At 63.7% G+C, this 21,741-nt stretch carries 21 protein-coding genes; 11 read left to right on the top strand and 10 right to left on the bottom strand.

Annotated elements, in window-relative coordinates; genetic code table 11:
* The 5 genes from CTR2_RS21880 to CTR2_RS21860 all read right to left on the bottom strand — a co-directional run bounded on the left by CTR2_RS21880 (nucleotide 1) and on the right by CTR2_RS21860 (nucleotide 6,728).
* Entirely contained in the window at nucleotides 1-2,052 is a 2,052-nt protein-coding gene (locus tag CTR2_RS21880; protein ID WP_087081019.1) for a TonB-dependent receptor family protein, read from the bottom strand.
* A 34-nt stretch (nucleotides 2,053-2,086) separates the two neighbouring features.
* Nucleotides 2,087-2,971, bottom strand: a complete 885-nt coding sequence (locus CTR2_RS21875) for a DJ-1/PfpI family protein (RefSeq protein ID WP_176391595.1) — start codon at nucleotides 2,969-2,971, stop codon at nucleotides 2,087-2,089.
* A 109-nt stretch (nucleotides 2,972-3,080) separates the two neighbouring features.
* Nucleotides 3,081-3,935: a DJ-1/PfpI family protein gene (locus CTR2_RS21870; RefSeq protein WP_087081024.1), complete on the bottom strand. Its 855-nt coding sequence runs from the start codon at nucleotides 3,933-3,935 to the stop codon at nucleotides 3,081-3,083.
* Nucleotides 3,936-3,951: 16 nt separating this feature from the next.
* A complete protein-coding gene (locus tag CTR2_RS21865; RefSeq protein WP_087081026.1) occupies nucleotides 3,952-6,120 on the bottom strand; it encodes a TonB-dependent siderophore receptor in 2,169 nt (722 codons plus the stop codon).
* A 248-nt stretch (nucleotides 6,121-6,368) separates the two neighbouring features.
* On the bottom strand, nucleotides 6,369-6,728 hold the full coding sequence (locus CTR2_RS21860) for a DUF2946 family protein (RefSeq protein ID WP_087081029.1): 360 nt from the start codon (nucleotides 6,726-6,728) through the stop codon (nucleotides 6,369-6,371).
* An 81-nt stretch (nucleotides 6,729-6,809) separates the two neighbouring features.
* On the opposite strand from CTR2_RS21860, the gene CTR2_RS21855 reads away from it, so the two are divergent.
* The 7 genes from CTR2_RS21855 (at nucleotide 6,810) to CTR2_RS21825 (ending at nucleotide 11,956) form a co-directional block, all read left to right on the top strand.
* Nucleotides 6,810-7,364: a GbsR/MarR family transcriptional regulator gene (locus CTR2_RS21855; protein ID WP_087081031.1), complete on the top strand. Its 555-nt coding sequence runs from the start codon at nucleotides 6,810-6,812 to the stop codon at nucleotides 7,362-7,364.
* A gap of 1 nt (nucleotide 7,365) precedes the next feature.
* Nucleotides 7,366-7,758: a DUF2946 domain-containing protein gene (locus CTR2_RS21850; RefSeq protein ID WP_087081033.1), complete on the top strand. Its 393-nt coding sequence runs from the start codon at nucleotides 7,366-7,368 to the stop codon at nucleotides 7,756-7,758.
* A gap of 103 nt (nucleotides 7,759-7,861) precedes the next feature.
* Entirely contained in the window at nucleotides 7,862-8,068 is a 207-nt protein-coding gene (locus CTR2_RS21845; protein ID WP_087081035.1) for a hypothetical protein, read from the top strand.
* Between the two features lie 209 nt (nucleotides 8,069-8,277).
* A complete protein-coding gene (locus CTR2_RS21840; protein ID WP_087081039.1) occupies nucleotides 8,278-9,684 on the top strand; it encodes a cytochrome ubiquinol oxidase subunit I in 1,407 nt (468 codons plus the stop codon).
* Between the two features lie 4 nt (nucleotides 9,685-9,688).
* Nucleotides 9,689-10,912, top strand: coding sequence for a hypothetical protein (locus tag CTR2_RS21835; RefSeq protein WP_087081041.1), 1,224 nt, complete (start codon nucleotides 9,689-9,691; stop codon nucleotides 10,910-10,912).
* A 16-nt stretch (nucleotides 10,913-10,928) separates the two neighbouring features.
* A complete protein-coding gene (locus tag CTR2_RS21830; RefSeq protein ID WP_217896225.1) occupies nucleotides 10,929-11,600 on the top strand; it encodes a c-type cytochrome in 672 nt (223 codons plus the stop codon).
* 113 nt (nucleotides 11,601-11,713) lie between these two features.
* The gene (locus CTR2_RS21825; RefSeq protein ID WP_140400978.1) at nucleotides 11,714-11,956 is read left to right on the top strand and encodes a hypothetical protein; all 243 of its coding nucleotides are present in this window, start codon (nucleotides 11,714-11,716) and stop codon (nucleotides 11,954-11,956) included.
* 242 nt (nucleotides 11,957-12,198) lie between these two features.
* Here CTR2_RS21825 and CTR2_RS21820 read toward each other — a convergent pair whose 3' ends face one another.
* The 3 genes from CTR2_RS21820 to msuE all read right to left on the bottom strand — a co-directional run bounded on the left by CTR2_RS21820 (nucleotide 12,199) and on the right by msuE (nucleotide 14,934).
* The gene (locus CTR2_RS21820) at nucleotides 12,199-13,236 is read right to left on the bottom strand and encodes a methionine synthase (RefSeq protein WP_087081045.1); all 1,038 of its coding nucleotides are present in this window, start codon (nucleotides 13,234-13,236) and stop codon (nucleotides 12,199-12,201) included.
* A 90-nt stretch (nucleotides 13,237-13,326) separates the two neighbouring features.
* On the bottom strand, nucleotides 13,327-14,310 hold the full coding sequence (locus CTR2_RS21815) for a DUF1852 domain-containing protein (protein ID WP_087081048.1): 984 nt from the start codon (nucleotides 14,308-14,310) through the stop codon (nucleotides 13,327-13,329).
* A gap of 42 nt (nucleotides 14,311-14,352) precedes the next feature.
* Entirely contained in the window at nucleotides 14,353-14,934 is a 582-nt protein-coding gene (gene msuE, locus CTR2_RS21810; RefSeq protein WP_087081051.1) for an FMN reductase, read from the bottom strand.
* A 107-nt stretch (nucleotides 14,935-15,041) separates the two neighbouring features.
* Here msuE and CTR2_RS21805 point away from each other — a divergent pair, with 107 nt between their 5' ends.
* The 3 genes from CTR2_RS21805 (at nucleotide 15,042) to CTR2_RS21795 (ending at nucleotide 17,630) form a co-directional block, all read left to right on the top strand.
* A complete protein-coding gene (locus CTR2_RS21805; protein ID WP_087081053.1) occupies nucleotides 15,042-15,971 on the top strand; it encodes a LysR family transcriptional regulator in 930 nt (309 codons plus the stop codon).
* On the top strand, nucleotides 15,968-16,636 hold the full coding sequence (locus CTR2_RS21800; RefSeq protein ID WP_087081056.1) for an epoxyqueuosine reductase QueH: 669 nt from the start codon (nucleotides 15,968-15,970) through the stop codon (nucleotides 16,634-16,636). The genes CTR2_RS21805 and CTR2_RS21800 overlap by 4 nt, the downstream gene beginning before the upstream one ends.
* 91 nt (nucleotides 16,637-16,727) lie before the next feature.
* Complete coding sequence (locus CTR2_RS21795) at nucleotides 16,728-17,630, top strand: methylenetetrahydrofolate reductase (protein WP_087081058.1); 903 nt, start codon at nucleotides 16,728-16,730, stop codon at nucleotides 17,628-17,630.
* Between the two features lie 864 nt (nucleotides 17,631-18,494).
* Here CTR2_RS21795 and CTR2_RS21790 read toward each other — a convergent pair.
* Entirely contained in the window at nucleotides 18,495-19,337 is an 843-nt protein-coding gene (locus CTR2_RS21790) for a TauD/TfdA dioxygenase family protein (RefSeq protein WP_087081060.1), read from the bottom strand.
* 349 nt (nucleotides 19,338-19,686) lie between these two features.
* Here CTR2_RS21790 and CTR2_RS21785 point away from each other — a divergent pair, with 349 nt between their 5' ends.
* The gene (locus CTR2_RS21785) at nucleotides 19,687-20,703 is read left to right on the top strand and encodes an AraC family transcriptional regulator (protein ID WP_053284237.1); all 1,017 of its coding nucleotides are present in this window, start codon (nucleotides 19,687-19,689) and stop codon (nucleotides 20,701-20,703) included.
* Nucleotides 20,704-20,757: 54 nt separating this feature from the next.
* Here CTR2_RS21785 and CTR2_RS21780 read toward each other — a convergent pair whose 3' ends face one another.
* A complete protein-coding gene (locus CTR2_RS21780) occupies nucleotides 20,758-21,675 on the bottom strand; it encodes a LysR family transcriptional regulator (protein WP_087081062.1) in 918 nt (305 codons plus the stop codon).
* Nucleotides 21,676-21,741 lie beyond the last annotated feature (66 nt).

Raw genomic sequence — 21,741 nt, 5'->3', positions numbered from 1 at the left:
TCAGGGTGTGCGCCAGGTCAGTCCGGCATAGACGGACCGGCCATCCCCAGGGAAGTAATAAGCGCCGTCGAGACCCCGGGCGTTGGCCTGCACGGCGGTCGTGGCCGCGTAGCGGCGATCGGTGAGATTGCGTCCTTCGACGAACCAGCCCCAGCCGCCACGCAAGGTGCCGCTGAGCGTGAGATTAAGCAGCGCGAAGCCGTCTGCCGCCACGGTGTTGGCATGGTCGATCCAGGTGCGCGAGGGCTGCCAGTCGAGGCTGGGTGCCACCTTGATCCAGGGTGCCGCCTGCCACTGCAGCTCGGCGCGCAGCAGGTGCGGCGGGACGCCGGCCAGGCGCTTGTTGCCATACACGGCGTCGCCGTCGAAGCGGAAGTCGTTGTAGAGGTACTGGCCGCGCAGCGTCCAGCCGGGCGCGAGCGTGCCTGTGGCCGACAGTTCCAGGCCCTGGTGGATGGTGCGATCGGCGTTGACCGTGCCCAGCGCTACGCCGCTGGCGTTGGTCATGGCCAGCAACTCGCGCCGCACGTTGGAGCGGTACAGCGCCGCGTCCCAGGTCCATTGATCGGTACGGCCACGCCAGCCAAACTCGACCGTGGTCGCGCCTTGCGCCCGTGCCAGCGGGTTCGTCGCGTTGTAGGCCACCTCGCCGAACGGAGCGGCCTCAAAGCTGCCGCTGATATTGGCGAACCACTGCGACTGCGGGGACGCGGTGTACAGCACGCCCAGCTTGGGCGACGTGCTCTCGAACTTGACGTCGTAGCTCGCGGCCGGGTTCATCAGGTTGTCCAGGCGGCGGCGTGCCTGCACGCTTTGCACGCCCGCCTGCAAGGCCCAGCGTTCGTTCAAGCCGTGCGTGTACTCGGCATAGACCGTGTTCTGGCGGCCGTCCAGTTGCGTGCGCCCTGTGGCGGCCCCCGGACTACCCGCCACGTTGGCATTGCGCCGCTCTTCGCCGTCCAGCCGAGCGAAGGAGAAGCCCGCGACCAGACGGCGCGTCAGCACGGGCGTGCCGAACTCGACCGCGACCCGCGAGTCGAGGCCGGTGTCCTGCATGTCCTGCTGCAGAATGCCGACGGTCATCGCGTGATAGCGGTCTCGGTCTGCGCCGTACAGCGAGGTCGTCCAGCGAACGTCGGCACTGGGCTGCCAGGTCAGCCGCAGCGCTGCGCGCTTCTGCGTGTAATCGTTCGTGGCTTTGAGCGCGGCGTAATTGGTGCCGGCCTGGCGCGGGTTGGCGTTCATCGCCGCCAGCGAGAGGCTGCCCGGCATCTGCATGGTCGAATCGACGTACGAGAGGAAGCCGCGCAACTCCAGCGTGTCCGACAGGCGCAGACCGACATTGCCCGAAAGCCGGTCGGCCCGATAGCCCGACTGTTCGCGCCAGCCGTCCTGTTCACCCCGGCTGACGCTGAGGAATCCATCGACCACCTCGCCACGGGCCGCCAGGTTGGCTTGTGCCTGCCGCTGGCCGAACGACCCGGCCTGGACCCGCAGCGCCGCCGTGGGCGCCGTCAGGCCGGTGGGCGAAACGAAGTTGATGGCACCTCCCAGGCCGTTCGCCCCGTACTCCAGCGCATTGGCACCACGCCAGACCTCGATGTACTGCAGGGCTGCGGGGTCGATGGACTGGAAGTCGGCGGCGCCGTCGGTCTGGTTCAGCGGAATGCCGTCCTGGTAGAGCTGGATGCCGCGCATCAGGAAGCTGCGTTGGATGCCGGAGCCGCGGATCGACAGCCGAGCGTCTTGTCCGTGGCGCGTTTGCGCGACGACGCCAGGGGCGTAGGCCAGCGCATCGACGGCCGTGGCGGCGCGGCCGCTGGTGTAGCTCTGCGCATCAATGACGGCGGTTGCGCCCGCGCGCCGGTTGAGTTCCTCTCGTGCGTTCTTCAACGCTTCTGCCGCCTGGGCATCCGGGGAGGTGGAGGCCCGAACTTCGACGGTCGGAAGTGTGGCGATCGCCGATTGCGCCCAGACACTGGGCACCTGAGCCAAGGTGAGCAGGCCCGCTGCGGCAAGGGCAATGGAGAGAGGTGAAGCGTGTTGGTGCATGCGATTTCTTCTTGGGGGTATTGATGGGGTGGAGTCAGCGAGGGGGCACGGGACCTTCCGTGCGTTCCTTCTTTTGGCTTTCGAGGCGCTTGATCAGCGGATCGACACCCGCGTCGTACATGGCTTTCACCATCCACTCGACCAGCCAGCCGGTCTTCTCGGGCGTGCCGCCCTGGATCGGCGGCGCGGGGTCGTACTCCATGTCCAGCATCACGCCTTGCGTGTAGCGCTGACCCCAGTTGTCGTTGAGCAAGGCCAGGGACATGTCCATGCCGGCGGTGACGCCCGCCGAGGTCCAGTACTTGCCGTCGCGCGTGTAGCGCTCGTTGGCCGGGATGGCCTTGTATTTCTTGAGGAACTCTTCTTCGCGGTACCAGTTGGTGGAAGCGCGCCTGCCCTCCAGCAGCCCGGTGGCGCCGAGGATCCACACCCCCGTGCAGATGGCGCCGGTGTAGGTGGTGCCTCGGTCGATGGCGCGGATCCAGTCGAGGACGCGGTCGTCGTAGGACGCCTCGATGGTTCCGGTGAAGCCGCCGGGGATGATCAGGATGTCGAGTTGCTTCACGTCGTCGATCACTGTGTCGGGAATGACCTGCACGCCCATCACGGTCCTGATCGGGCCCGGTTTCACGCCAATCAGCCGCGTGGTGGCGCCTGCCTGGCCCAGGATGTAGCGCGGCCCCGTGAAGTCCAGGTCGTTGACACCGTCGTAGACCAGGATGCCGATCTGCCGAATGGGATGCTTGGGCTTGCCCAGAATCGCATCCATGACCATGGAGTGGTTCTCGGGCGTGATGTCCTGGGGCAGTTGCTGCTTCAGCGCCGCATCCTCGGCCGACAGCCGTTCAATGGCAGGCGGTTCGGCGCGCGGCGGCGCCTTGTCGCCGCAGCCGCCCAACGCCAACGCACAAGCAGCCATGGCGATGCACCATGCTCGCTTCGGAGCGCATCCAAGCGTGGACTGAGCCGCGCGCCGGGCCCACAGCCTCGGCAGGTACTGGTTCGCGTGGTCGAAATTCATCACCGATTCAGCGGCTCGACGCAGGCCGGGAGACCTTGGTCCGGGCCAGAGCGGCGTGGGCCTGCAGCTCGAAATCCTTGAACATGTCCGCCACCATGGTGGTGACGGCCGGTGGCGCCGTGCGCGGCGTCCCAGCGTCGAAGGGCGGCTCGGGGGCGTACTCGGCCAGCAACTGCACGGTCTGCGCGTAGGCTGGGTCGCGCAGCATGCCCACGATGGCCAGGCCCAGGTCCAGGCCCGCGCTGACCCCGGCACCGGTGATGCGGTTGCGGTCGCGCACCACGCGCGCTTGCACGGAAATGGCACCCGCTTCCTTCAGCAGTGCGTGCGTCGCCCAGTGCGTGGTCGCCTTGTACCCCTGCAGCAGGCCGGCCGCGCCCAGCACGAGCGAGCCGGTGCAGACGCTGGTCACGAGCTTCGCGCGCCGGCCTCTGTCTGCGACAAAGGCCAGAATCTGCGCGTCGCGCATCGCGTCGATGGTGCCCGCGCCACCGCCGGGGACGAAGAGGATGTCCAGGTCGCGCGGGCAGTGCTCCAGCGTCACCGTCGGCGAGAGAGCGAGTTGGGTGTCGCTCACCACCGGGTCCAGGGTCTTGGCGACGTGGTGCACCTTCGCCCCCATCAGTGCCGCGAACATGTGCTGCGGCCCCACGAAGTCCAGGGCGGTCATGCCCGGATAGAGCAGCATGCCGATCTGTTCCTTGCCGGTCCAGGACGCGGGCATGGCGCTCATATCGTGCGGCGCGGGCGTCTGCGCGGACACCTGGGCCGATTGGCCTTGACCCGCGTGGGTCAGCCACGGCGAGGCGGCCAGCGCGGCGGTGGCTGCGCGCAGGAAGCTGCGCCGTTCAGTGATCATCATGGCCACGTCCTGGCACTCAGTAGTCCACGCGCAGCGTGAGCTTGGCCGTGCGCGGGTTGCCCAGCTTGATCCAGTCCTGCAGGAACTGGTGGCTGCCGGTGTAGTACTTGCGGTTGAAGACGTTGTCCAGGTTGAACTGCAGAGACGCCTTGCTGGCACCGAGTGCGAATCGGTAGGCGACCATCGCATCCACGCGCGCGTAGCCCGGCAACTGGAAGGTGTTGCCCGAGTCGCCCTGGCGTTGGCTCTGTGCGAACACGCCGCCGCCGACCGTCCACTGGCTGTCAACGGCGTAGCGTGCCCAGAGGCTGGCAGTGTGCCGTGCCACGTTGGCCAGCTTCATACCCTGGTAGGTCGGGTCTTCGGTGACCTTGGCGTCGGTGTAGGCGTAGGAGCCAATCAGCGACAGCTTCTTCGTGAGCTGGCCCGACACGTCCCATTCCAGGCCGCGCGCGACCGCTTTGCCAATGGTGACCACGTTGGTCAAGGTGGGGGACAGCGGATCGGGCACGGTGGCGCCTCGGTTTCGCTTGGTCAGCTCGAACAGGGCCACGGTGGAGCTGAGCTTGCCGTCAAACAGTTCGATCTTGTGGCCGATCTCGATCTGGCGGGCGCGCTCGGAATCCAGTGCGGCGCCGGTGACCGCATCGCGGCCGTTGTTCGCGGCCACCGAGTCCTGGTATTGGGCGTAGATGGACTGGTTGGGTGCGAACTGCCACACGGCGCCCAGGCGGGGCGTGGTGAAGGATTGCTTGTTCGGCTCCGTGCCCGGCATGCCGAACACCGCGTTCGTGCGGTCATGCCGCAGCGCGCCGGTGAGGAAGACGCCGTTGCCCAGGGCGAGCTGATCCTGCACGTAGAAGCTGGTCCAGCGGCTGTGGTCGTCGTAGTCCTGTGGCATGGACATCATCGGATCCAAGCCGGGCGTGTTGCCCAGGGACGGGTTGTAGACGCTGACAGCGTCCACCTGCTGCGTATAGGTCGTTCCGGTTTTCTTGGTGCGGTAGGTGTCAAAGCCCACCAACACGGTGTGCCCGATGCCACCGGTCTGGAACTTGCCCGTGAGGTCCACGTTGACCTGATCGACCTTGTAGCGGCCATCAGGGCGCACGCCGAAGTAGTAGCGGCACATCGGGTCGCCAGTCCCGGGGCAGGTCTGGCTGGGCAGCATGGCCATGCCCATGTCCACGCGGTAAGGCGCGATGTCCATCTCGGAGGTGTCGCTGCGCAGGCTCAGCAGGCGGCCCTTGATCTGCCAGGCGTCGTTGAGTTGGTGGGAGGCATCGAGCTTGAGGCTCGTGGTCTTGGCGCTGGAGAGATAGGGCGAATCGTTGTACTGGCGCGACCACGGGAGATCGGCAGGCCGGTTGCCAACGGCCGGGATGCCGTAGTCGGTGCGGTAGCGGTTGTCGGAGTAGTCCAGCGTGGCCGTGACGTTCGTGCGCGCATCGGGCACCCAGGCCAGGCTGCCCGTGAAGCTGCTCAGCCGGTCCTCGACGAAATCGCGGATGGAATCCGCGGTGTAGTGCGACGCGGCCACGCGGCCGCGCAACGTCTGGTCGGCATTGAGGCTGCCCGAGGCTTCGATGGCGGTGCGCGAGAGGCCGCGCTGGCCGATGGTCTGCTCGAAGCTCAGCTCGGACACGCTGGAGATTGGCTTGGTGACCACGTTGACAAGGCCGCCCGGTTCCGAGCGGCCGTACAGCACGCTGGCCGGCCCCTTGACGACTTCGACCGACTGTACATTGGCCATGTTGATCGGCACGCCCATGACTTTGGAGCCGTCCAGGTAGTAGCTGGAACTGCCCGACATGGAACCCATGGCTGTCATCGACGTGCTGGGGAACCCGCGCAGGATCAGCAGCGGCTGCATGGACCCGTTGAACCCGAAGTCGTACTGCACCCCCGAGACGTTGCGCACGGCATCGGTCAGCGTGAGCGCGTTCTGGTCTTCGATGACCGCGCGGGGCACGACTTGAACGCTTTGCGAGGTCTGCAGCGAAGGCGTGTCTGTCCGCGTGGCGGTGCTGGTGGCTGGCGGCCGGTAGTCGTCCGGCGCCCCGGTGACCGTGACGGCGGGCAGTGTGGATGTGACCGTCGACTCTTGCGCAACGGCGCTGGTCGCCATGGCGATGAGGCTGGCGGCGGCCAAGATGGTGAGAGACACTGGCGGATGGGCTTGCATGACGATCCTCGAAAGCGGTTCTGATGGATCTGGGCGTAGAGAGAGAAGCGAGTCCGCGTGGACTCGGATGAACCATCTCGGCCGAGGCAAGGTCGCGTCGATGCCAGCGCAGTCGTGGCCGATGGGCATGCCATGGGCCGCAGCGGGCAGGAGCCCTTCAGGACGTGTGCGCGGAGCCGTTGCGCCGATCAGCGGCCATTAGGCATACTCACGTACGCTTCTGGCCGAATCGCTTCAGCAGCCGGATGTCAGGCGCGCGAGGGAGGGCCGCGAGGCGGCAGGGGCGCTCCGACGAGGGCGGCGATGCGCGCCTCCTCAATCGGAGTCAGGGCATGCGCCAGCGGCTGCGGCTGGGTGAGCTGCCGGGTGGTGGCAGGTGCAGGCAAAGATGCCGGCAGACACATCGCACAATCGAGCGTGTGCTGGCCGGCTTCGACGACTTCACCGTTCTTGTCGACCACGATGAGTCTCATCGTGCCGCCGTCCGAGCAGATCATCTCCATCGTCTTGGGCGCGACAAGGGGCGATGCCATGGCGACGCCCAGCGTCAACGCAAACCACGCCAAAACCAGGCGGATGAGCGTTGAGGATGTGCGCAAGGCGTGCATGTTTCGCATTATGGCTTGTTTCAACATGATTCATGTCATACTTTCCGAATTCTCTGAAAACTCGAAAACTGCACCTTACCCATGAGCCCCCTCGTCCACAGCTTCGTCAGCCACTTTGGCGAGATGGGCAGCCGCTGGGGGATCAACCGCACGGTGGGGCAGATCTACGCCTTGTTGTTCGTGACGGAGCGGCAACTGCATGCGGACGACATCGGCGAGCAGTTGGGCATTTCCCGCTCCAACGTGAGCATCGGACTCAAGGAACTGCAGTCCTGGGGGCTGGTTCGGCAGAGTCGTATTCCTGGCGACCGGCGCGAATACTTCTCCTCGTTGGGTGATGTGTGGGAAATCTTCCGCGTGGTGGCCGCCGAGCGCCGTCGGCGTGAGGTAGCGCCTACGCTCTCGGTGCTGCGCGAGTCGCTGTTGGCCGACACCACCTCGCCCGAAGACGCCTTCGCTCAGCAGCGCATGCGCGAGATGCACGATCTGGTGGATCTGGCCAACAACTGGTTCGATGACTTACAGCGGCTCTCGCCCGAGTCCATGGCGCAGTTGATGAAGATGGGCTCCAAGATGCAGAAGCTGCTCACGGCCAAGGACCGATTGTTTGGATCCTCGACGGGCACCGACGGCTGATATGACCCTGGTCCTGCGCCGGCTCCGCACCCGAATCCTCTGGATCGCCGCACTGGCGGTCCTGTTTGGATCGGTTGCGCCGTCGTTGACCACCTTCCTGGCTTCGTCTTCCGGCCAAGCCTGGATCGAAGTCTGTACCTCCACCGGCACCAAACTGGTCGCGGTGGATGTGGACGAAACACCCGACGACCAGAAGAACAGCATCCACACGGGCGTGCATTGCCCGTACTGCCGTCTCCAGCAGGACCTGCCCGCCGTCGCCCATGCGCCCGGCGTGCTGGTGCTGGCCGATGGCACCGTGCGCGGTGTGCCCGCGCCGCCCGCACTGACGCCGCCCCTGCCGGCGGCCGTCTGGCCCGCGCACCACAGCCGCGCGCCGCCTCGATTCTCCTGACCCCTCGCTTCCACGCGGCTCGCCACGCCTGAGCCTCTGCGCCCCTCGCGCAGGGTTGTCGTGCGCGCGTGCCGCTCCCCGCGATACCTGTCTGGAGAATTCCATGCCTTTCCTCGAAAAGGCGATGCGCGCCATGACGCACCTGAACATCGGTGCCGCCATCGCCATGTTTGTCTGGATCCTGTGGTCCGGCCAACAGATCGTTCGTGGCGACGTGCCCGTCGCCTCCCGTTCCTCCGTCGCATCGCCGGCTCAGTCCAAGCCCGTGGCCGAGTCGAGCCTGCGCGCACCTGCGGAGGCCAAACCATGAGCCGTTGGCTTTCCGTACGCGGCGCCCGCCGCGGCATGAAGTTGTCCGCGCTGGCCGTCGCGCTCTGGCTCAGTTGGGCCGTCGGCTTCACGCAAGGCAGTGCGCCTGTGCCGCCGGGTGCCGCCCACGCCGCGCCTCCGTCCTCCTCGCCGCCGTGCTGCCAGCCGGTGCCCAGCACCTGAAGCCGCTCGGCATCCAAGGAGACAGCCATGGACATCATCGGGTTCTATCCCACCTTCTACATGCCCTGGATCGGTTCGGCCTGGGTCATGGGCATCATCGGCGTGATCCACGTCGTGGCCTCTCACACATCGGTCGGCGCATCCTTCCTGTTCGCGCTGCTGGAGACCAAGGCCTACCGCGAGAACAAGCCGGAGCTGATGGACTTCATCAAACGCTACGGCAAGTTCCTGCTCGTGTTCTCGTACATCGTCGGTTCCGTCACCGGCGTGGGCATCTGGTACGCCATCACCATCGCCAGTCCGCGCGGTACGGCCGGGCTGATCCACAGCTTCGTCTGGGTGTGGGCCGCCGAGTGGGTGTACTTCACCGTGGAGGTGATCGGTGTCTATGCACTGGTCTACCTGATCGGCAAGATCGACGCGCGCACGCACCTCAAGCTCACCTGGGCTTTCGCGCTCGCGTCGTGGGCGACGATGCTGCTGATCGTCGGGATCATCTCTTTCATGATGTGGCCGGGCAACGACGCCTGGTACCAGACGGGCTCGACCAACGACGCCTTCTACAACATCAACTTCTTCGCGCACCTGGGCGTGCGCACGGGGTCGATGCTGGTGATGGCGGCCATCGTCGGACTGATGGTGGTCGCGGGCATGAAGGACAAGCCCGAGGCGCTGCGCAAGAGCGTGGTGCGCACCATCGCGCCCATGGGCCTGATAGGCGGTGCGGTCGCCGTAATCATGTTCTTCTACTACCTCCAGACCCTGCCGCACAACGCGCTGGTGATGCTGGATTCGCACCTGCTGCCGCGCTATGCCTGGGGCATGATCGCCGTCGTCGCGGTGACCGTGGCCTACCTGGTGTTTGCCTGGTGGCGTCCGCTGTGGGTCACGACCTGGGTGGCCGTGCCCCTGTTCCTGTTCATCGGCATCGTGGGCGTCTGGCCGGAGGAACGCATGCGAGAGAGCATGCGCAAGCCTTATGTGGCAGGCCAGTACATCTACGGCAACCAGGTGATCGCGCGCGACGTGCCCGGCAAGGGCATCCAGGGCGAGGTGGACGTGATCGCCGAGAAAGGGCTGCTCAAGCTGCATCCCTTCATTCCGGACCGGTTGCGCACCATCACGCCGGATAACCAGATCGAGGTGGGCCGCGTGCTGGCCAAGATCTCCTGCGCCAACTGCCATGCGCTTGAGCCGGGTGCGCCGCTGCGCAACATCCCGGACAAGTTCTACGGGTCCACCGACAAGGACTTGATCGCGGCCTTCATCAATGGCCCGCTCAAACACGGTGCCGTCACCTACATGCCGCGCATCGACCTGCCGGCCGAAGAAGTCGAGGCCATCGCCGCGTTCCTGGCCGATGCCAATGCCCGCCGCGCCGCTGGCCACCCCCCATCCACCGTGTCGGCCCAGGCCGGCGTGAAACAGGAGTAAGACCATGGACATCGGGACCGTTCTGCATGCCATGCGCGATCCGGCGGGCATACCGTCCCACCCGGTCATCTTCCAGGTGCTGATGATCGTCACCTGGCTCTTCCACATCGCCTTCGTCCACATGACGCTGGGCACGGCTGCGTTCGCGATCTATGCTTTCTGCAAGCGCGCTCCCGGCACGCACTGGGAGCAGCTCTCGATGGCGATGACCAAGGCCGCCAAGGTCGGGGTCTCGCTGCTGATCGTGCTGGGCGTCGCGCCGCTGCTGTTCACCCAGGTCATCTACGACCCGCAGTGGTACACCGCCAGCGTGCTGTCGGCGCGCTGGCTGATCGCGTTCATCTTCACGCTGATCATCGGTTATTGCTCGTGGTTCGTTTTCTACTACAGCAACCACGAGGGAGCGAAAAAGCGGCTGGGTGTGTTTGCGTTGGTTGGCTTGGGGTTGTTCCTGCTCGACGGCCTGATCATGCATGTGCTGGCCTACCAGTCGCTGCTGCCGGATCAGTGGATGAACTGGTACGCGCCGGGCGGGGTGGTGGACAGCCGGGGTGCCACGCTGCACGCCATCCAGTGGCCGCGCTACCTGTTCATCATCAGCCTGTCACTGCCGGCGTTGGGGTTGTACCTCATGGCCTACGCGGACTACTTCCGTGGTCGGCCGGATCGAGCACCCGAGTACCTCGCGCTCGCGCGCAGCCTCGGCCATCGGTTGGCCATGCGGGGCCTGGTGATCTCGTTCGTGCTGCTGCTGGCCTGGCAGTTCGTGCATCCGGCCAGTACCCGGCTGAGCTGGCACCCGGTGGGATGGGCGCTCGGAGCTTCGCTGCTGGCACTGGCCTGGTGGGTGCAGCGCCGAGGCCTGCAGGTGCACGGCTATCTCCCGATGCTGGCCGGCCTGGGCGTGCTCGGGGTGCTGGCCGTGTGGCGAGAGCTGATCCGCATCCGCTACATGCTGCCCTTTGGCTACGACATCACGGACTACACCGTGCATGCCGACTGGCCGTCCATGGTCCTGTTCTTCTCCACCTTCATTGGCGTGGGTGGTCTGGTGGGCGGCTTCTTTCTCACCACCATTTACCGCGCCGGCCGCGTGCAGGGCCTGTACACCGCCGAGCGTGGCGTCGCGCGCCTGGGAACCGCCGCAGTGGCGGTGCTGGGCGTGTGGATCACGGTCTTTTTCGCGTACGGCATCACGATTTGGATGCGCAACGCCTTCACCCTTTGAACGCAGGAGACTCACAATGACAACGATTGCACGGCGGGCCACCACGGCCCTCATATTCGTGGCCGCTTGGCTGGGACTGGCTTCCACCGCGTCGGCACAGCTTCCCGACATCGCAGCGGGCAAGAAGCGGGCGCAGGTCTGCTTCGCCTGCCATGGCGAGAACGGCGTGTCCAAGATCAGCGGCACGCCACATCTCGCGGGGCAGGACCGCGCCTACCTGATCAAGGCGATGCAGGCCTACCGCAACGGTCAGCGGCAAGATCCGACGATGGTCGCTATGGTCAAGCCGCTGAGCGATACGGACATGGTGAATATCGCCACCTATTTCCATCTGGCGGTGAAGAACGCGCGCGGTGAGACGCTGGCTTCGGTGATCGAGACCAACGAGCGGATCAAGCCTGTGGCGAGCGTGGCTGTGGCCGAGGCGCCTGCTGCTCCGGCTGTGCCACGATCCGCGGACGCGGTCTACAACGCGAGCTGCGCAGCGTGCCACGCCAGCGGCGTTGCAGGTGCGCCCAAGGTCGGAGACAAGGCTGCGTGGAGCGCCCGAATCGCGCAAGGCAGCGACAAGCTGCTGGAGCATGCGATCAAGGGTTTAAATGCCATGCCCGCACGCGGGGGCTGCTCAGACTGCTCCGATGAGGACATCAAGAAGGTTGTCGACTACATCGTGGGAAAGAGCAGGTGAACATGCTGGCAGTCGTCGCACATTACAGAACGGGTCTGCCCGATCGGATCATGGTCACGCACCGAGTACGGCCCGCTCCGCATGCGCGCAAAAGGGTTTGGATGAGTCGGCGCATGCGAGAAGCGTTGAAAATCCGAAGGAGATACCCTGCCCGGTATGCCATGTCCGCAGTAGCATTTGTGGCGGTGGTGGTCGGGATGCTCGCAGCAATGCGCCCCTCGCCGCAAGAGCTGAATACTGACGTGTGTACCAAGGCTCCCTATGTCGGGCCGCTATTTGATAACGGACTGGATCTGGAAGCTCCTGGGGGGAATGACTTCGGCAGGCTCGCCATCACCATTGCTAAAGGGAAGTAGACCCAGTCTGAGGGCCGGGGGCGATTCAAGCCTCAGATCTGATCGCTTGGACCTACTGCCCGCCTAGTATCTGTAAGCAACCTCGGGCATCGCGCGACCACAATCATCATGGATAGAGTGAAAGCGGCGCGTGACTCGCTGGTGAAGTTCGTCGGGCCTGCCGACGTGATACATGCGTTGGATATGTCGCGCCGCCGACGGCGGCTCGACCAGGATGGCTGGTCGCTACTAGCCGGTGAACTTCAAGCCGCGGCGAACCGCTCCTTGGCCAGCTTCGTGCCTTCTGCCAGCGCTTGCAGCTTGCGCCACGCCACGTCCCGCCCCATCGGTGCCAGGCCGCAATTGGTACATGGGAACAGCCGCTCCTTCGGCACGAACTCCAGCGCCCGGCCGATGGTGTCGGCCACTTCCTCGGGGGTCTCGACCACGTCGCTGGCCACATCGATCACGCCAACCATCACGTCCTTGCCGGCCAGCAGCTTCATCAGGTCGGGCGGCACATGGGAGTGGATGCACTCCAGGCTCACCTGGTCGATGCGGCTCTTGGCCAGCGCGGGAAACACCGCCTCGTACTGGCGCCATTCGTCGCCCAGGGTGCTCTTCCAGTCGGTATTGGCCTTGATGCCGTAGCCGTAGCAGATGTGCACCGCCGTGGTACAGGTCAAACCCTGCGCCGCGCGCTCAAGCGCCTGCACGCCCCAGTCGGCGGCATCCTTCATGTAGACATTGAAGGCGGGTTCATCGAACTGGATGATGTCCACGCCGTCGGCTTGCAGCGCGAGCGCTTCCTGGTTGAGCAGTTCCGCAAACGCGAAGGCCATCTTGACCCTTCCTTCGGTGTCTCCGCCGTAGAAGCGGTCTGCCACGGTGTCGACGATGGTCATGGGGCCGGGCAGGGTGAACTTGAGCTTCTTCTTCGTGTGCGCACGCGCCAGCTGCGCCTCGAATGCATGCACACGGCCCTTCAGGCGCAGGCTTGAGACCACCTGCGGCACCATCGCGTCGTAGCGGTTGTCGCGGATGCCCATCTTCACCTTGTTCTCGAAGTCGATGCCCTCGACCTGTTCGAGGAAACCATGCACGAAATGCTGGCGCGATTGCTCGCCGTCGCACACGATGTCCAGGCCTGCGTCTTCCTGGGCCTTGATCCACAGCAGGGTCGCATCGGCTTTCGCCTGGAGCAGTGCATCGCCTTCGGCCCTCCACTGGGGCCAGAGCTTGTTGGTTTCAGCCAGCCAAGCAGGTTTGGGCAGGCTGCCGGCGATGGAGGTTTCAAACATCCGAGAAGTCCTTTAAAGAAAAATGGGTGCGGCGAGCGTACTTCGGGCCGCTATGCCCGGGTGAAAAATGGTCTGTGTATTTTTGAAGGGTCAGAGTGCGCAGCTGGCAGCCCATTGCTCAAGCACGTTCTTGTACGGCTTGATGAAGTGCTCCTCCGCAAATTTCCCCTGCTTGACGGCCAACTGGCTGCGTTCTTCCCGGTCATAGACGATTTGCGTTGACGAGTAATCCTGATTTTTCAGGCTTGGCTGATAGATATTGCCCGCCGCAGCATTGGCGTTGTAGATTTCCGGGCGGTAGATCTTTTGAAAGGTCTCCATCGTGCTGATGGTGCCGATCAACTCGAGATTCGTGTAGTCGCCCAGCAGGTCGCCGTGAAAGTAGAAAGCTAATGGGGCAACGCCATTCGGTGGCATGAAGAAGCGCACTTGCATCCCCATCTTGGCGAAATACTGGTCGGTCGACGACAGTTCATTCTGCTGGTACTCGATGCCCAGTATTGGGTGCCGGTTGTCGGTCTGCCGGTAGGTCTTGCTGGTCGAGGCGCTGATGCAGATGACAGGCGGCTTGCCAAAGCGCTCTCTGTACACGCTCGAGTTGGCAAATTTCCTGAACAGCTTTCCATGCAAATCGCCAAAATCATCCGGAGTGCTGAACTCCGCGCGATGGGCGTTGTACTCTGGAAGCAGGACGCTGAAGTCGTAGTCGCGTACGTAGGAGGAGAAGTTGTTTCCCACAATGCCATCGATGCGCCTGTTCGCCCGCTTGTCGATGATGTGGGTCTTCAGTATCTCGATCAACGGAAATGCACCATCGCTGCTTTGGGCATCGATGTTCATCTCGACAGAAATGATCTCGAGTTCGACGGCGTAGCGATCTCCCGCCGGATTGTCCCAATGCGCCAGCTCATTGAAGCGGTTGTCGATCATCCGAAGGGTGTTGCGCAGGTTCTGCTGCCGGCTCTTTCCACGGGCCAGGTTGGCAAAGTTGGTGGTGATGCGCGTGTTGTCCGATGGCTCGTAGTTCTCATCGAAGCGGATGCTCTTGAGGTCAAAGCGAAATTCTTCGTGCATGGCGATGGGGTTTGATGTTTTTGAAATAAGACGATGGCTGCTTCAGGCCAGGGCCATTTCGTCGGCGCGCAAGGGATTGGTGCGGCGCGTCAGTTCGACGAGTGGCAACGCCCGTTGAACCGCCAGCCTGGCCCGCTCGATCAAGGCCTCGTCCCGCAGGCTGTAATCCACGAAGTCCTTGTCGGTGGCATAGACGCCCAGCGGCAAGGTGCGTACCTGAAAAAAGCTGAACAGCGGCCGCAGCTGGTGGTCGATCACCAGGGCATGGCGCTCGCTGCCGCCGGTGGCCGCCAACAAGACGGGCTTGTCGATCAATGCGTCCTGGTCAATGAAGTCGAAGAAGTGCTTGAACAGTCCCGTGTAGGAGCCGCGGTAGACCGGTGTTGCCACCACCAGGACATCCGCCTGCTCGACCGCCGCCAGCTCCCGCTCCACCGTGTCGGGCAGTTGAGACCGCCAGACCGCACCGGCCAGCTGCGGCGCGAGCTGGCCCAGTTCGACCAGATGTTGGTGGCACGGAATTTCGTCGGCGATCAGATCCAGCAGGTGCTCTGCCAGGGCCGCAGCCTTGGAGGGGCGCTGCAGCCCGCCGGAAACCGCTACTACCCGAAGTGGACGTGTCATTTTTGCTTTCATAGGGCTGCAACCGAACAATGGGTGTGAATGCTATTGATGTATGTCAATGAAGTAAAATGGTCTTATTTCACAAATCCATGAATGAGATTCATTGAATGCTTGAGCGCATCCACCTCAGCATCGTTCAGCAGGTCGAGAAGCAAGGGTCGTTGACGGCCGCCGCGGGCGTGCTGAACCTGACCCAGTCGGCCCTGAGCCACAGCATGAAGAAACTGGAGCAGCAACTGGGCACCGACATCTGGCTGCGCGAGGGCCGCAGCCTGCGGTTGACGCAGGCAGGCCAGTACCTGCTGGCGGTGGCCAACCGAGTGCTGCCGCAGCTGGACTTGGCCGAGGAGCGCCTGGGTCAGTTCGCGCAGGGCGAGCGCGGTGCGCTGCGCATCGGCATGGAATGCCACCCTTGCTACCAGTGGCTGCTCAAAATCGTTGCGCCTTATCTGGCGTCTTGGCCCGATGTCGAAGTGGACGTCAAGCAGAAGTTCCAGTTCGGCGGGATCGGCGCGCTCTTCGGTTACGAGATCGACCTGCTGGTCACGCCCGACCCGCTGTTCAAGCCGGGGCTGAAGTTCGAGCCCGTGTTCGACTACGAGCAGGTGCTGGTCGTGGCCAAAGACCACCCCCTGGCTTCAGCGGCCTACGTGAAGCCCCAGCAGTTGACCCGGGAAGTGCTCATCAGTTACCCCGTGGACATCGAACGTTTGGACATCTACAGCCAGTTCCTGTTGCCGGCCGGCGTGACGCCCAAGCGCCACAAAGCCATCGAAACCACCGACATCATGGTGCAGATGGTGGCCAGCGGCCGCGGCGTGGCCGCGCTGCCGCGCTGGCTGGTCGAGGAATATGCGGCCAGGATGGACGTGGTGCCTGTGCGGCTGGGCGCGCGCGGTATTGCCAAGCAGATCTTCCTGGGCGCACGCGAGGCGGATACGGCCATCGACTACGTGCGGGCCTTCGTCGAACTGGCCCGCCAGCCTGCAACTGCCGCCGCCACCGACACCGCCATTGCCCAAGGAACCAAGAGATGAACACTACCGTCGAACGCAAACCGCTTGCGCTGCCCGGAGGCCACGACAAGGTGCTGCTGCATTCGTGCTGCGCGCCGTGCTCAGGCGAGGTCATGGAGGCCATGCTGGCCTCGGGCATTGACTACACCATCTTTTTCTACAACCCCAACATTCATCCGCTCAAGGAATACGAGCTGCGCAAGAACGAGAACATCCGCTTCGCGGAGCAGTTCGGCGTGCCCTTCGTCGATGCGGACTACGACCGGGACAACTGGTTCGAGCGCGCCAAGGGCATGGAGCACGAGCCCGAACGCGGCGTGCGCTGCACCATGTGCTTCGACATGCGTTTCGAGCGCACGGCGCTGTATGCGCATGAGCACGGCTTTCCGGTGATCACCAGTTCCCTGGGCATCTCGCGCTGGAAGAACATGCAGCAGATCAATGACTGCGGCGTGCGTGCGGCGGCCAAGTACTCTGGCCTGATGTACTGGGAATACAACTGGCGCAAGGGCGGCGGCTCGGCGCGCATGATCGAGATCAGCAAGCGCGAGAACTTCTACCAACAGGAATACTGCGGCTGCGTCTACTCGCTGCGCGACACGAACCGCCACCGCGTGGAAAGCGGCCGCGAGCGCATCCAGCTCGGCGTGACGTTCTACGGTGACGAACAGCCCCCCAAAGATTGATGCGCCTTGCCGGGTGAGCGATGCCGCTCCATGGCTTCCAACCGACCCGATCAGCGCTGGCGGGTCGGAACTCTCCCAACAGTCGCCAGATATGGCAAGCCCCTTGCTTCATTCCGACAAGTCCAAGCCCATCGGCAACATCACCGACGCCTATTCGTTAGAGGTCAACGCGAAGGATATCTCTGCGCTGACCGCAGCGGCGCCGCGTGTATTGCCCGGGTCAACCATTTCCATTCCCTACCTGGCGAACCAGGACAACGACGCGCGACTGGCCGCAGCGCAGGCCGTTCGCGGACTCGGCTTTGAGCCCATGCCTCACCTCGCTGCACGCCGTATCGCCTCGTTCGCAGAACTGGAGTCGTTCATCCAGCGCGCGGTCGCGGAAGCCGGCGTCAAGCGTTGCTTCGTGATCGCTGGAGATCCGTCCACCCCGCTGGGGCCGTTTGCCGACAGCTCCTCACTGATCGAATCAGGCGTGTTCGAGCGCTCGGGCATTCAGATGGTCGGCGTGGGTGGCCATCCCGAGGGCCATCCGGTCATGAGCACATCTGATCGTTGGAAAGTGCTCGAACACAAGTGTCGCTGCATCGAAGGGCGCGGCATGGCGCCCTTGATCGTCACGCAATTTGCCTTCGATGCCGACATCGTGCTGGCCTGGCTGGAAGCCCTGCGCGGGCGTGGCGTCGAACATCCCGTACGCGTGGGCGTGCCGGGCCCTGCAGGCGTGGCGGTGCTGGCGCGCTATGCCGCCTTGTGTGGCGTTAGCGCATGCGCGTCGATGTTGTCCAAGTACGGCATCTCGATCAGCAAGCTGTTCGGCATAGCAGGCCCGGATCTCTTTGTGGATCGTCTGACCACCCGCCTGACCGAAGCACATGGAAAGGTGAGCCTGCATTTCTTTCCATTCGGAGGCATCGCTCAGTCCGTGAAGTGGGTAGAGCAGTACTGCTCGCGTGCCGAGCCTGAACAACCCATCGACACGGCTCCCATGTGATTACTGCGCCTCCAGCAGTCGCTTGCACTGGCATGCCCCATAGAAGCAGACCTCGTTGGGGCGAACGCTTCGAGAGCATCCTACCGCCCGCCTCAGCCTTCGCGTTGCGCAAGCGCCCCATGGGCGCGATCCCATTGGCACAGGACACACGCGGCCAACATCACCGGACGCAGGCGCAAGTGCCACATCGAAATGGATCGCCCGCATCATCGGCTTCGACGGTGCGAGCTATCGATTGGCAGATTGGGGGGGCAAACACGATAAACGCCCTTCTCGAACTGCCTTCTGTAGGAAGATGGTGATAGACCGAAACTTTGATGATGCGACTTTGCTCGCTGAGACATCCTTACGTTTGCCACTGCAAAGCGCCTATGTGGCACCTAGCTCGCAAATCAGCAAGGATGCGTAGCGACCAAAATATGGACTAACCTGTTATTCCATAAGACCTTTTACGGAACTGTCCGTCTACATCAAAGACTTGACAGCGGACATTTTTCATGTCCGGCTGATGATGCTGGGCAGGCTCGCAAGAATGGCAGCGGCAAGGTCGGGGCCGGGCCTGATGCCGGTGCCCGAGCGCGCCTGGGCCGGGTCAGGCCCTGTCCACCGGAACGGGGAGCACGGCATGCATGCCGGGCGCCGTGGTGCGGTCGACGCAAGACAGAGCCGCTCAGGGTCTGGCGAGCCGTGTATTCATGCTGTGGGAGATGAAGGGAAAAATAATAGCTGCCTGCGCTTGTTTTCAAAGCGTTTCAGGCAGCTATGGCTTTGCTTTCAAGAATAAGCAAGCGATGCCGGCTATTGTTTTTGTGCAGCGCCGGTGGCTGGCAATGGCTGGTCAAAAAAGCGGGTCAGATAGCTCGCTCAAAAAGGCTTGTCGCCGATGATGGCTGCGCGCTCCATCTTGCGCGCGGCGGGCCAGTAATCCTGCACGGCGTAATGCTGGGTGCAGCGGTTGTCCCACATGGCGACGCTGCCGGGCTTCCAGCGAAAGCGCACCTGGTACTCGGGGATGGCCGCCTGACTGATCAGGTAGTTCAGCAGCATGCTGGCACCGGGCGTCTTGTCCTGACCATAGCGCACGTTCTCGGGCGTGTGGTAGTTGGCAAAGTGGGTGGTGAAGCTGCAGACGTAGAGAATCTTCTCGCCGGTTTCGGGGTGGGTGCGCACCACGGGATGTTCGACCGGAGGATGCTGGCGGCCCAGTTCCAGGCGCTTTTCTTCGGGCATGACGGCGCCGAAGCCGTGCTCGATGCTGGACTTGGCCTTGAGACCGTCAATCTTTTTCTTGATGTCCTCGGGCAGATTGCGGTAGGCCTCGGCCATATTGACCCAGATGGTGTCGCCGCCGACGGCCGGGCCTTCGATGCAGCGCAGCACGCAGCCCATGGTCGGGTTCTCGCGCCACTGACCGTCGGTGTGATAGGTGTTCTCGTAGTTTTCGCGCTTTTCGCTGCGGTAGATCTGCACCAGACCGGGGTGGTCGGGATCGCTGCCGGCCACGGGGTGGTCTTCCAGATCGCCGAAGTGGCGGGCAAAGCCCACATGCTCGGCCCGCGTGATGTTCTGATCGCGGAAGAACAGCACCTTGTGCTGCAGCAGCAGCGCGCGAATTTCCTCGGCCAGGCCCTTGTCGCGGGACGCATCGCCGAGGTGGATGTCGGAAACCTCAGCGCCGATGCTGCAGGTCAGTTGTTCGACTTTCATGGTCTTCTCCTAAGTTCCCGGCAAGGCCTTGATGCAGGACGCCGCCGTCTGATGGAAAAATTCTCGGCGCAGCAACAGCCCCGGGGCTTGACCGATCACGTCAGCTTGTTGCCCTCTTGGGTGGGTGCAAGGAAAACCCTAGGGCCGGGCCTGGGGCGTCTTGAAGTGGACGCATCTGCGCGTCGAACCGTCATATCTGCAGTGATCTACTGGTATCCATTGATTGACTGCTTGTTGTGATATTGATAAACATCAACACCCGAAATGCAGGTTGCCCCTGGAGCCTGTTTCCATCCATGAAATCCGGGCCTGTTGCGCAGTACCCGGATCAACCGTTTTCCTGGTCACGATGAAGCCCCGTATCCGAAGTGTGAGCCTGTGCAAATACGCCAAGGTGGCGAACGAGCTCGGCATCGACCCGCTGCGCATGTTCCGCCAGGTGGGGCTGGACCACAGTTGCCTGAATTCTCCCGACCTCATGGTTCCAGAAGCTGCGTTTGCGCAGTTGCTCGAGGCTTCGTCCGCCCAGGCCGGGCATGCCTCACTGGGCCTGCTCATGGGCTCGCATTGGCGTCTGTCCGACTTCGGGCCGATCAGCCTGCTGCTGCAGCATCAGGCCAGCCTCTCCAGCATGCTCAAGACCTTCAAGGACTATGACCACATGATCAGCACCACCGTGGGCACGGAGGTGGTGACCCAGGGGCGTTATTCCATCATCCAGCTGAACCTGGATACCGAGCGCGAGAGTCCGGGGCGCCACCCGGTGGAGCTGGGGATCACGGCGCTGATGAGTCTGTGCCGATATCAGCTGGGCAGGGGCTGGAGCCCGGCCAGCATTCACTTCTCGCACAGCTCGCCGGGCAGCACCATGAGCCATCGCCGCGTGCTGGGCAGCGAGATCGTGTTCGGCTCGGACTTCGATGGCATCGTGGTGAGCAACGAGGATCTGGAGGCCATCGATGCCGACCACGACAGCCTCATGGAGAGCCACGCCCGCAGCCTCATGGAGAGCCACGCACCGCGGCCCATGGCCAGATCGCTGGAGCAGCAGGTGCGCAGCACCTTGCAGTCGCTGCTGCCCCACGGGCGCCACAGCATTGCCCATGTGGCCGGCGCGCTTGGCTATACGGCCCGCTCGCTGCAGCGGCACCTCGAAACCCAGAACACCAGCTTTCAGGAAACGCTGGACGCCGTGCGCAGCCAGGCCGCGCTGCGTGCGCTGCAGAATCCGCAACTGTCGGTGAGCGAAGCGGCCGCTCAGGCCGGCTTTGCCGAGAACAGCTCGTTCACGCGCTGGTTCAGCAAGCATTTTCAGCAAAGCCCCAGCAGCTGGCGCCAGCAGAACCTGAATCGCAGCCTGTCCTGAGGCCTCCGTCCCAATGAAAACGCCAGCCTGCGCGCTGGCGTTTTGCATTGCGCCTCAGTGCTGGGGCGTCACGGCCAGCCGGGTTGCCTCGGGCTGGGCCTTGGCCAGCAGAAAATCGATGCAGGTGCGCACGGCCTTGGTCTGATGCCGGTTGGGCAGGTAGAGCAGATACATATGGGTGCCGAAAATGCTGAGCCGGTACTCGTCCAGCGTACTCAGCACCTCGCCCGTGGCCAGCTTGTCCTGCACCACGTAGTCGGGCACCAGGCCCACGCCCAGGCCGGCCAGGATGCCGTCGCGCAGAAAAGGGAAATGCTCGGAGATCATGGTGGGCTCCAGCATCACCTCGTGGCGCTCGGCACCCAGATAGGCGGCCAGCCGCAGTTGCCGCCCCGTCACGCCGGCGGTGATCAGCGGGCTGGCGCGCAGGGCATGCAGGGTTTTGGGCAGGCCGTGGGTCTGCGCATATTCACGGGAGGCACAGGCCAGATAGCGCACCGTGCCCAGGCTGCGCGCCACCAGGGACAGGGGGGGCTCCTGGATCACGCGCACGATGATGTCCACATCGTCACGCAGATTGTCGGCCCGGTTCTCGAACAGCACGTCGAGCACGATGCCCGGGTACAGGCGCTTGAACTCGATCAGCCATTCGCTCATCACGATCTGGCCGTAGCCGCTGGGCACGCTGATGCCCACGCGGCCCTGCAGACTTTGGCCCAGCGTCGTGATGGCCTCGCGCGCGGCCAGCATTTCGTTGTGGATGTTGCGCCCGTGCTCATAGAGGCGCATGCCGATCTCCGTGGGCTCCACGCGGCGCGTGGTGCGCTTGACCAGCTGCACGCCCGCAGACTTCTCCAGCTGGGTCAGGTGATAGCTCACATTGGCACGCGTCATCTTGAGCTTGCGCGCTGCCTGGCTGAGATTGCCGCTATCAATGATTTCGACCAGCAGGGTCAGTGATTGGGAGTCCATGGTGTGTTTGTCCAATTTCCTTTGACAGTCTGTCAATGATTCATGGGATTGTTAGAAAACATTGTC

The organism is Comamonas thiooxydans, from assembly GCF_002157685.2.
In the GTDB taxonomy this organism is placed as follows: Bacteria; Pseudomonadota; Gammaproteobacteria; order Burkholderiales; family Burkholderiaceae_C; genus Comamonas; species Comamonas testosteroni_H.
The sequence above is the reverse complement of the archived record's forward strand: the minus strand, read 5'-3'. Positions and strand labels throughout refer to the sequence as shown.

Excerpts from the sequence above, each read along its gene's own strand:
- CTR2_RS21880 (WP_087081019.1), bottom strand. The coding sequence starts at position 2,052 with ATGCACCAACACGCTTCACCTCTCTCCATTGCCCTTGCCGCAGCGGGC.
- CTR2_RS21875 (WP_176391595.1), bottom strand. The coding sequence starts at position 2,971 with ATGGCTGCTTGTGCGTTGGCGTTGGGCGGCTGCGGCGACAAGGCGCCG.
- CTR2_RS21870 (WP_087081024.1), bottom strand. The coding sequence starts at position 3,935 with ATGATGATCACTGAACGGCGCAGCTTCCTGCGCGCAGCCACCGCCGCG.
- CTR2_RS21865 (WP_087081026.1), bottom strand. The coding sequence starts at position 6,120 with ATGCAAGCCCATCCGCCAGTGTCTCTCACCATCTTGGCCGCCGCCAGC.
- CTR2_RS21860 (WP_087081029.1), bottom strand. The coding sequence starts at position 6,728 with ATGCACGCCTTGCGCACATCCTCAACGCTCATCCGCCTGGTTTTGGCG.
- CTR2_RS21855 (WP_087081031.1), top strand. The coding sequence starts at position 6,810 with ATGAGCCCCCTCGTCCACAGCTTCGTCAGCCACTTTGGCGAGATGGGC.
- CTR2_RS21850 (WP_087081033.1), top strand. The coding sequence starts at position 7,366 with ATGACCCTGGTCCTGCGCCGGCTCCGCACCCGAATCCTCTGGATCGCC.
- CTR2_RS21845 (WP_087081035.1), top strand. The coding sequence starts at position 7,862 with ATGCCTTTCCTCGAAAAGGCGATGCGCGCCATGACGCACCTGAACATC.
- CTR2_RS21840 (WP_087081039.1), top strand. The coding sequence starts at position 8,278 with ATGGACATCATCGGGTTCTATCCCACCTTCTACATGCCCTGGATCGGT.
- CTR2_RS21835 (WP_087081041.1), top strand. The coding sequence starts at position 9,689 with ATGGACATCGGGACCGTTCTGCATGCCATGCGCGATCCGGCGGGCATA.
- CTR2_RS21830 (WP_217896225.1), top strand. The coding sequence starts at position 10,929 with ATGACAACGATTGCACGGCGGGCCACCACGGCCCTCATATTCGTGGCC.
- CTR2_RS21825 (WP_140400978.1), top strand. The coding sequence starts at position 11,714 with ATGCGAGAAGCGTTGAAAATCCGAAGGAGATACCCTGCCCGGTATGCC.
- CTR2_RS21820 (WP_087081045.1), bottom strand. The coding sequence starts at position 13,236 with ATGTTTGAAACCTCCATCGCCGGCAGCCTGCCCAAACCTGCTTGGCTG.
- CTR2_RS21815 (WP_087081048.1), bottom strand. The coding sequence starts at position 14,310 with ATGCACGAAGAATTTCGCTTTGACCTCAAGAGCATCCGCTTCGATGAG.
- msuE (WP_087081051.1), bottom strand. The coding sequence starts at position 14,934 with ATGACACGTCCACTTCGGGTAGTAGCGGTTTCCGGCGGGCTGCAGCGC.
- CTR2_RS21805 (WP_087081053.1), top strand. The coding sequence starts at position 15,042 with ATGCTTGAGCGCATCCACCTCAGCATCGTTCAGCAGGTCGAGAAGCAA.
- CTR2_RS21800 (WP_087081056.1), top strand. The coding sequence starts at position 15,968 with ATGAACACTACCGTCGAACGCAAACCGCTTGCGCTGCCCGGAGGCCAC.
- CTR2_RS21795 (WP_087081058.1), top strand. The coding sequence starts at position 16,728 with ATGGCAAGCCCCTTGCTTCATTCCGACAAGTCCAAGCCCATCGGCAAC.
- CTR2_RS21790 (WP_087081060.1), bottom strand. The coding sequence starts at position 19,337 with ATGAAAGTCGAACAACTGACCTGCAGCATCGGCGCTGAGGTTTCCGAC.
- CTR2_RS21785 (WP_053284237.1), top strand. The coding sequence starts at position 19,687 with ATGAAGCCCCGTATCCGAAGTGTGAGCCTGTGCAAATACGCCAAGGTG.
- CTR2_RS21780 (WP_087081062.1), bottom strand. The coding sequence starts at position 21,675 with ATGGACTCCCAATCACTGACCCTGCTGGTCGAAATCATTGATAGCGGC.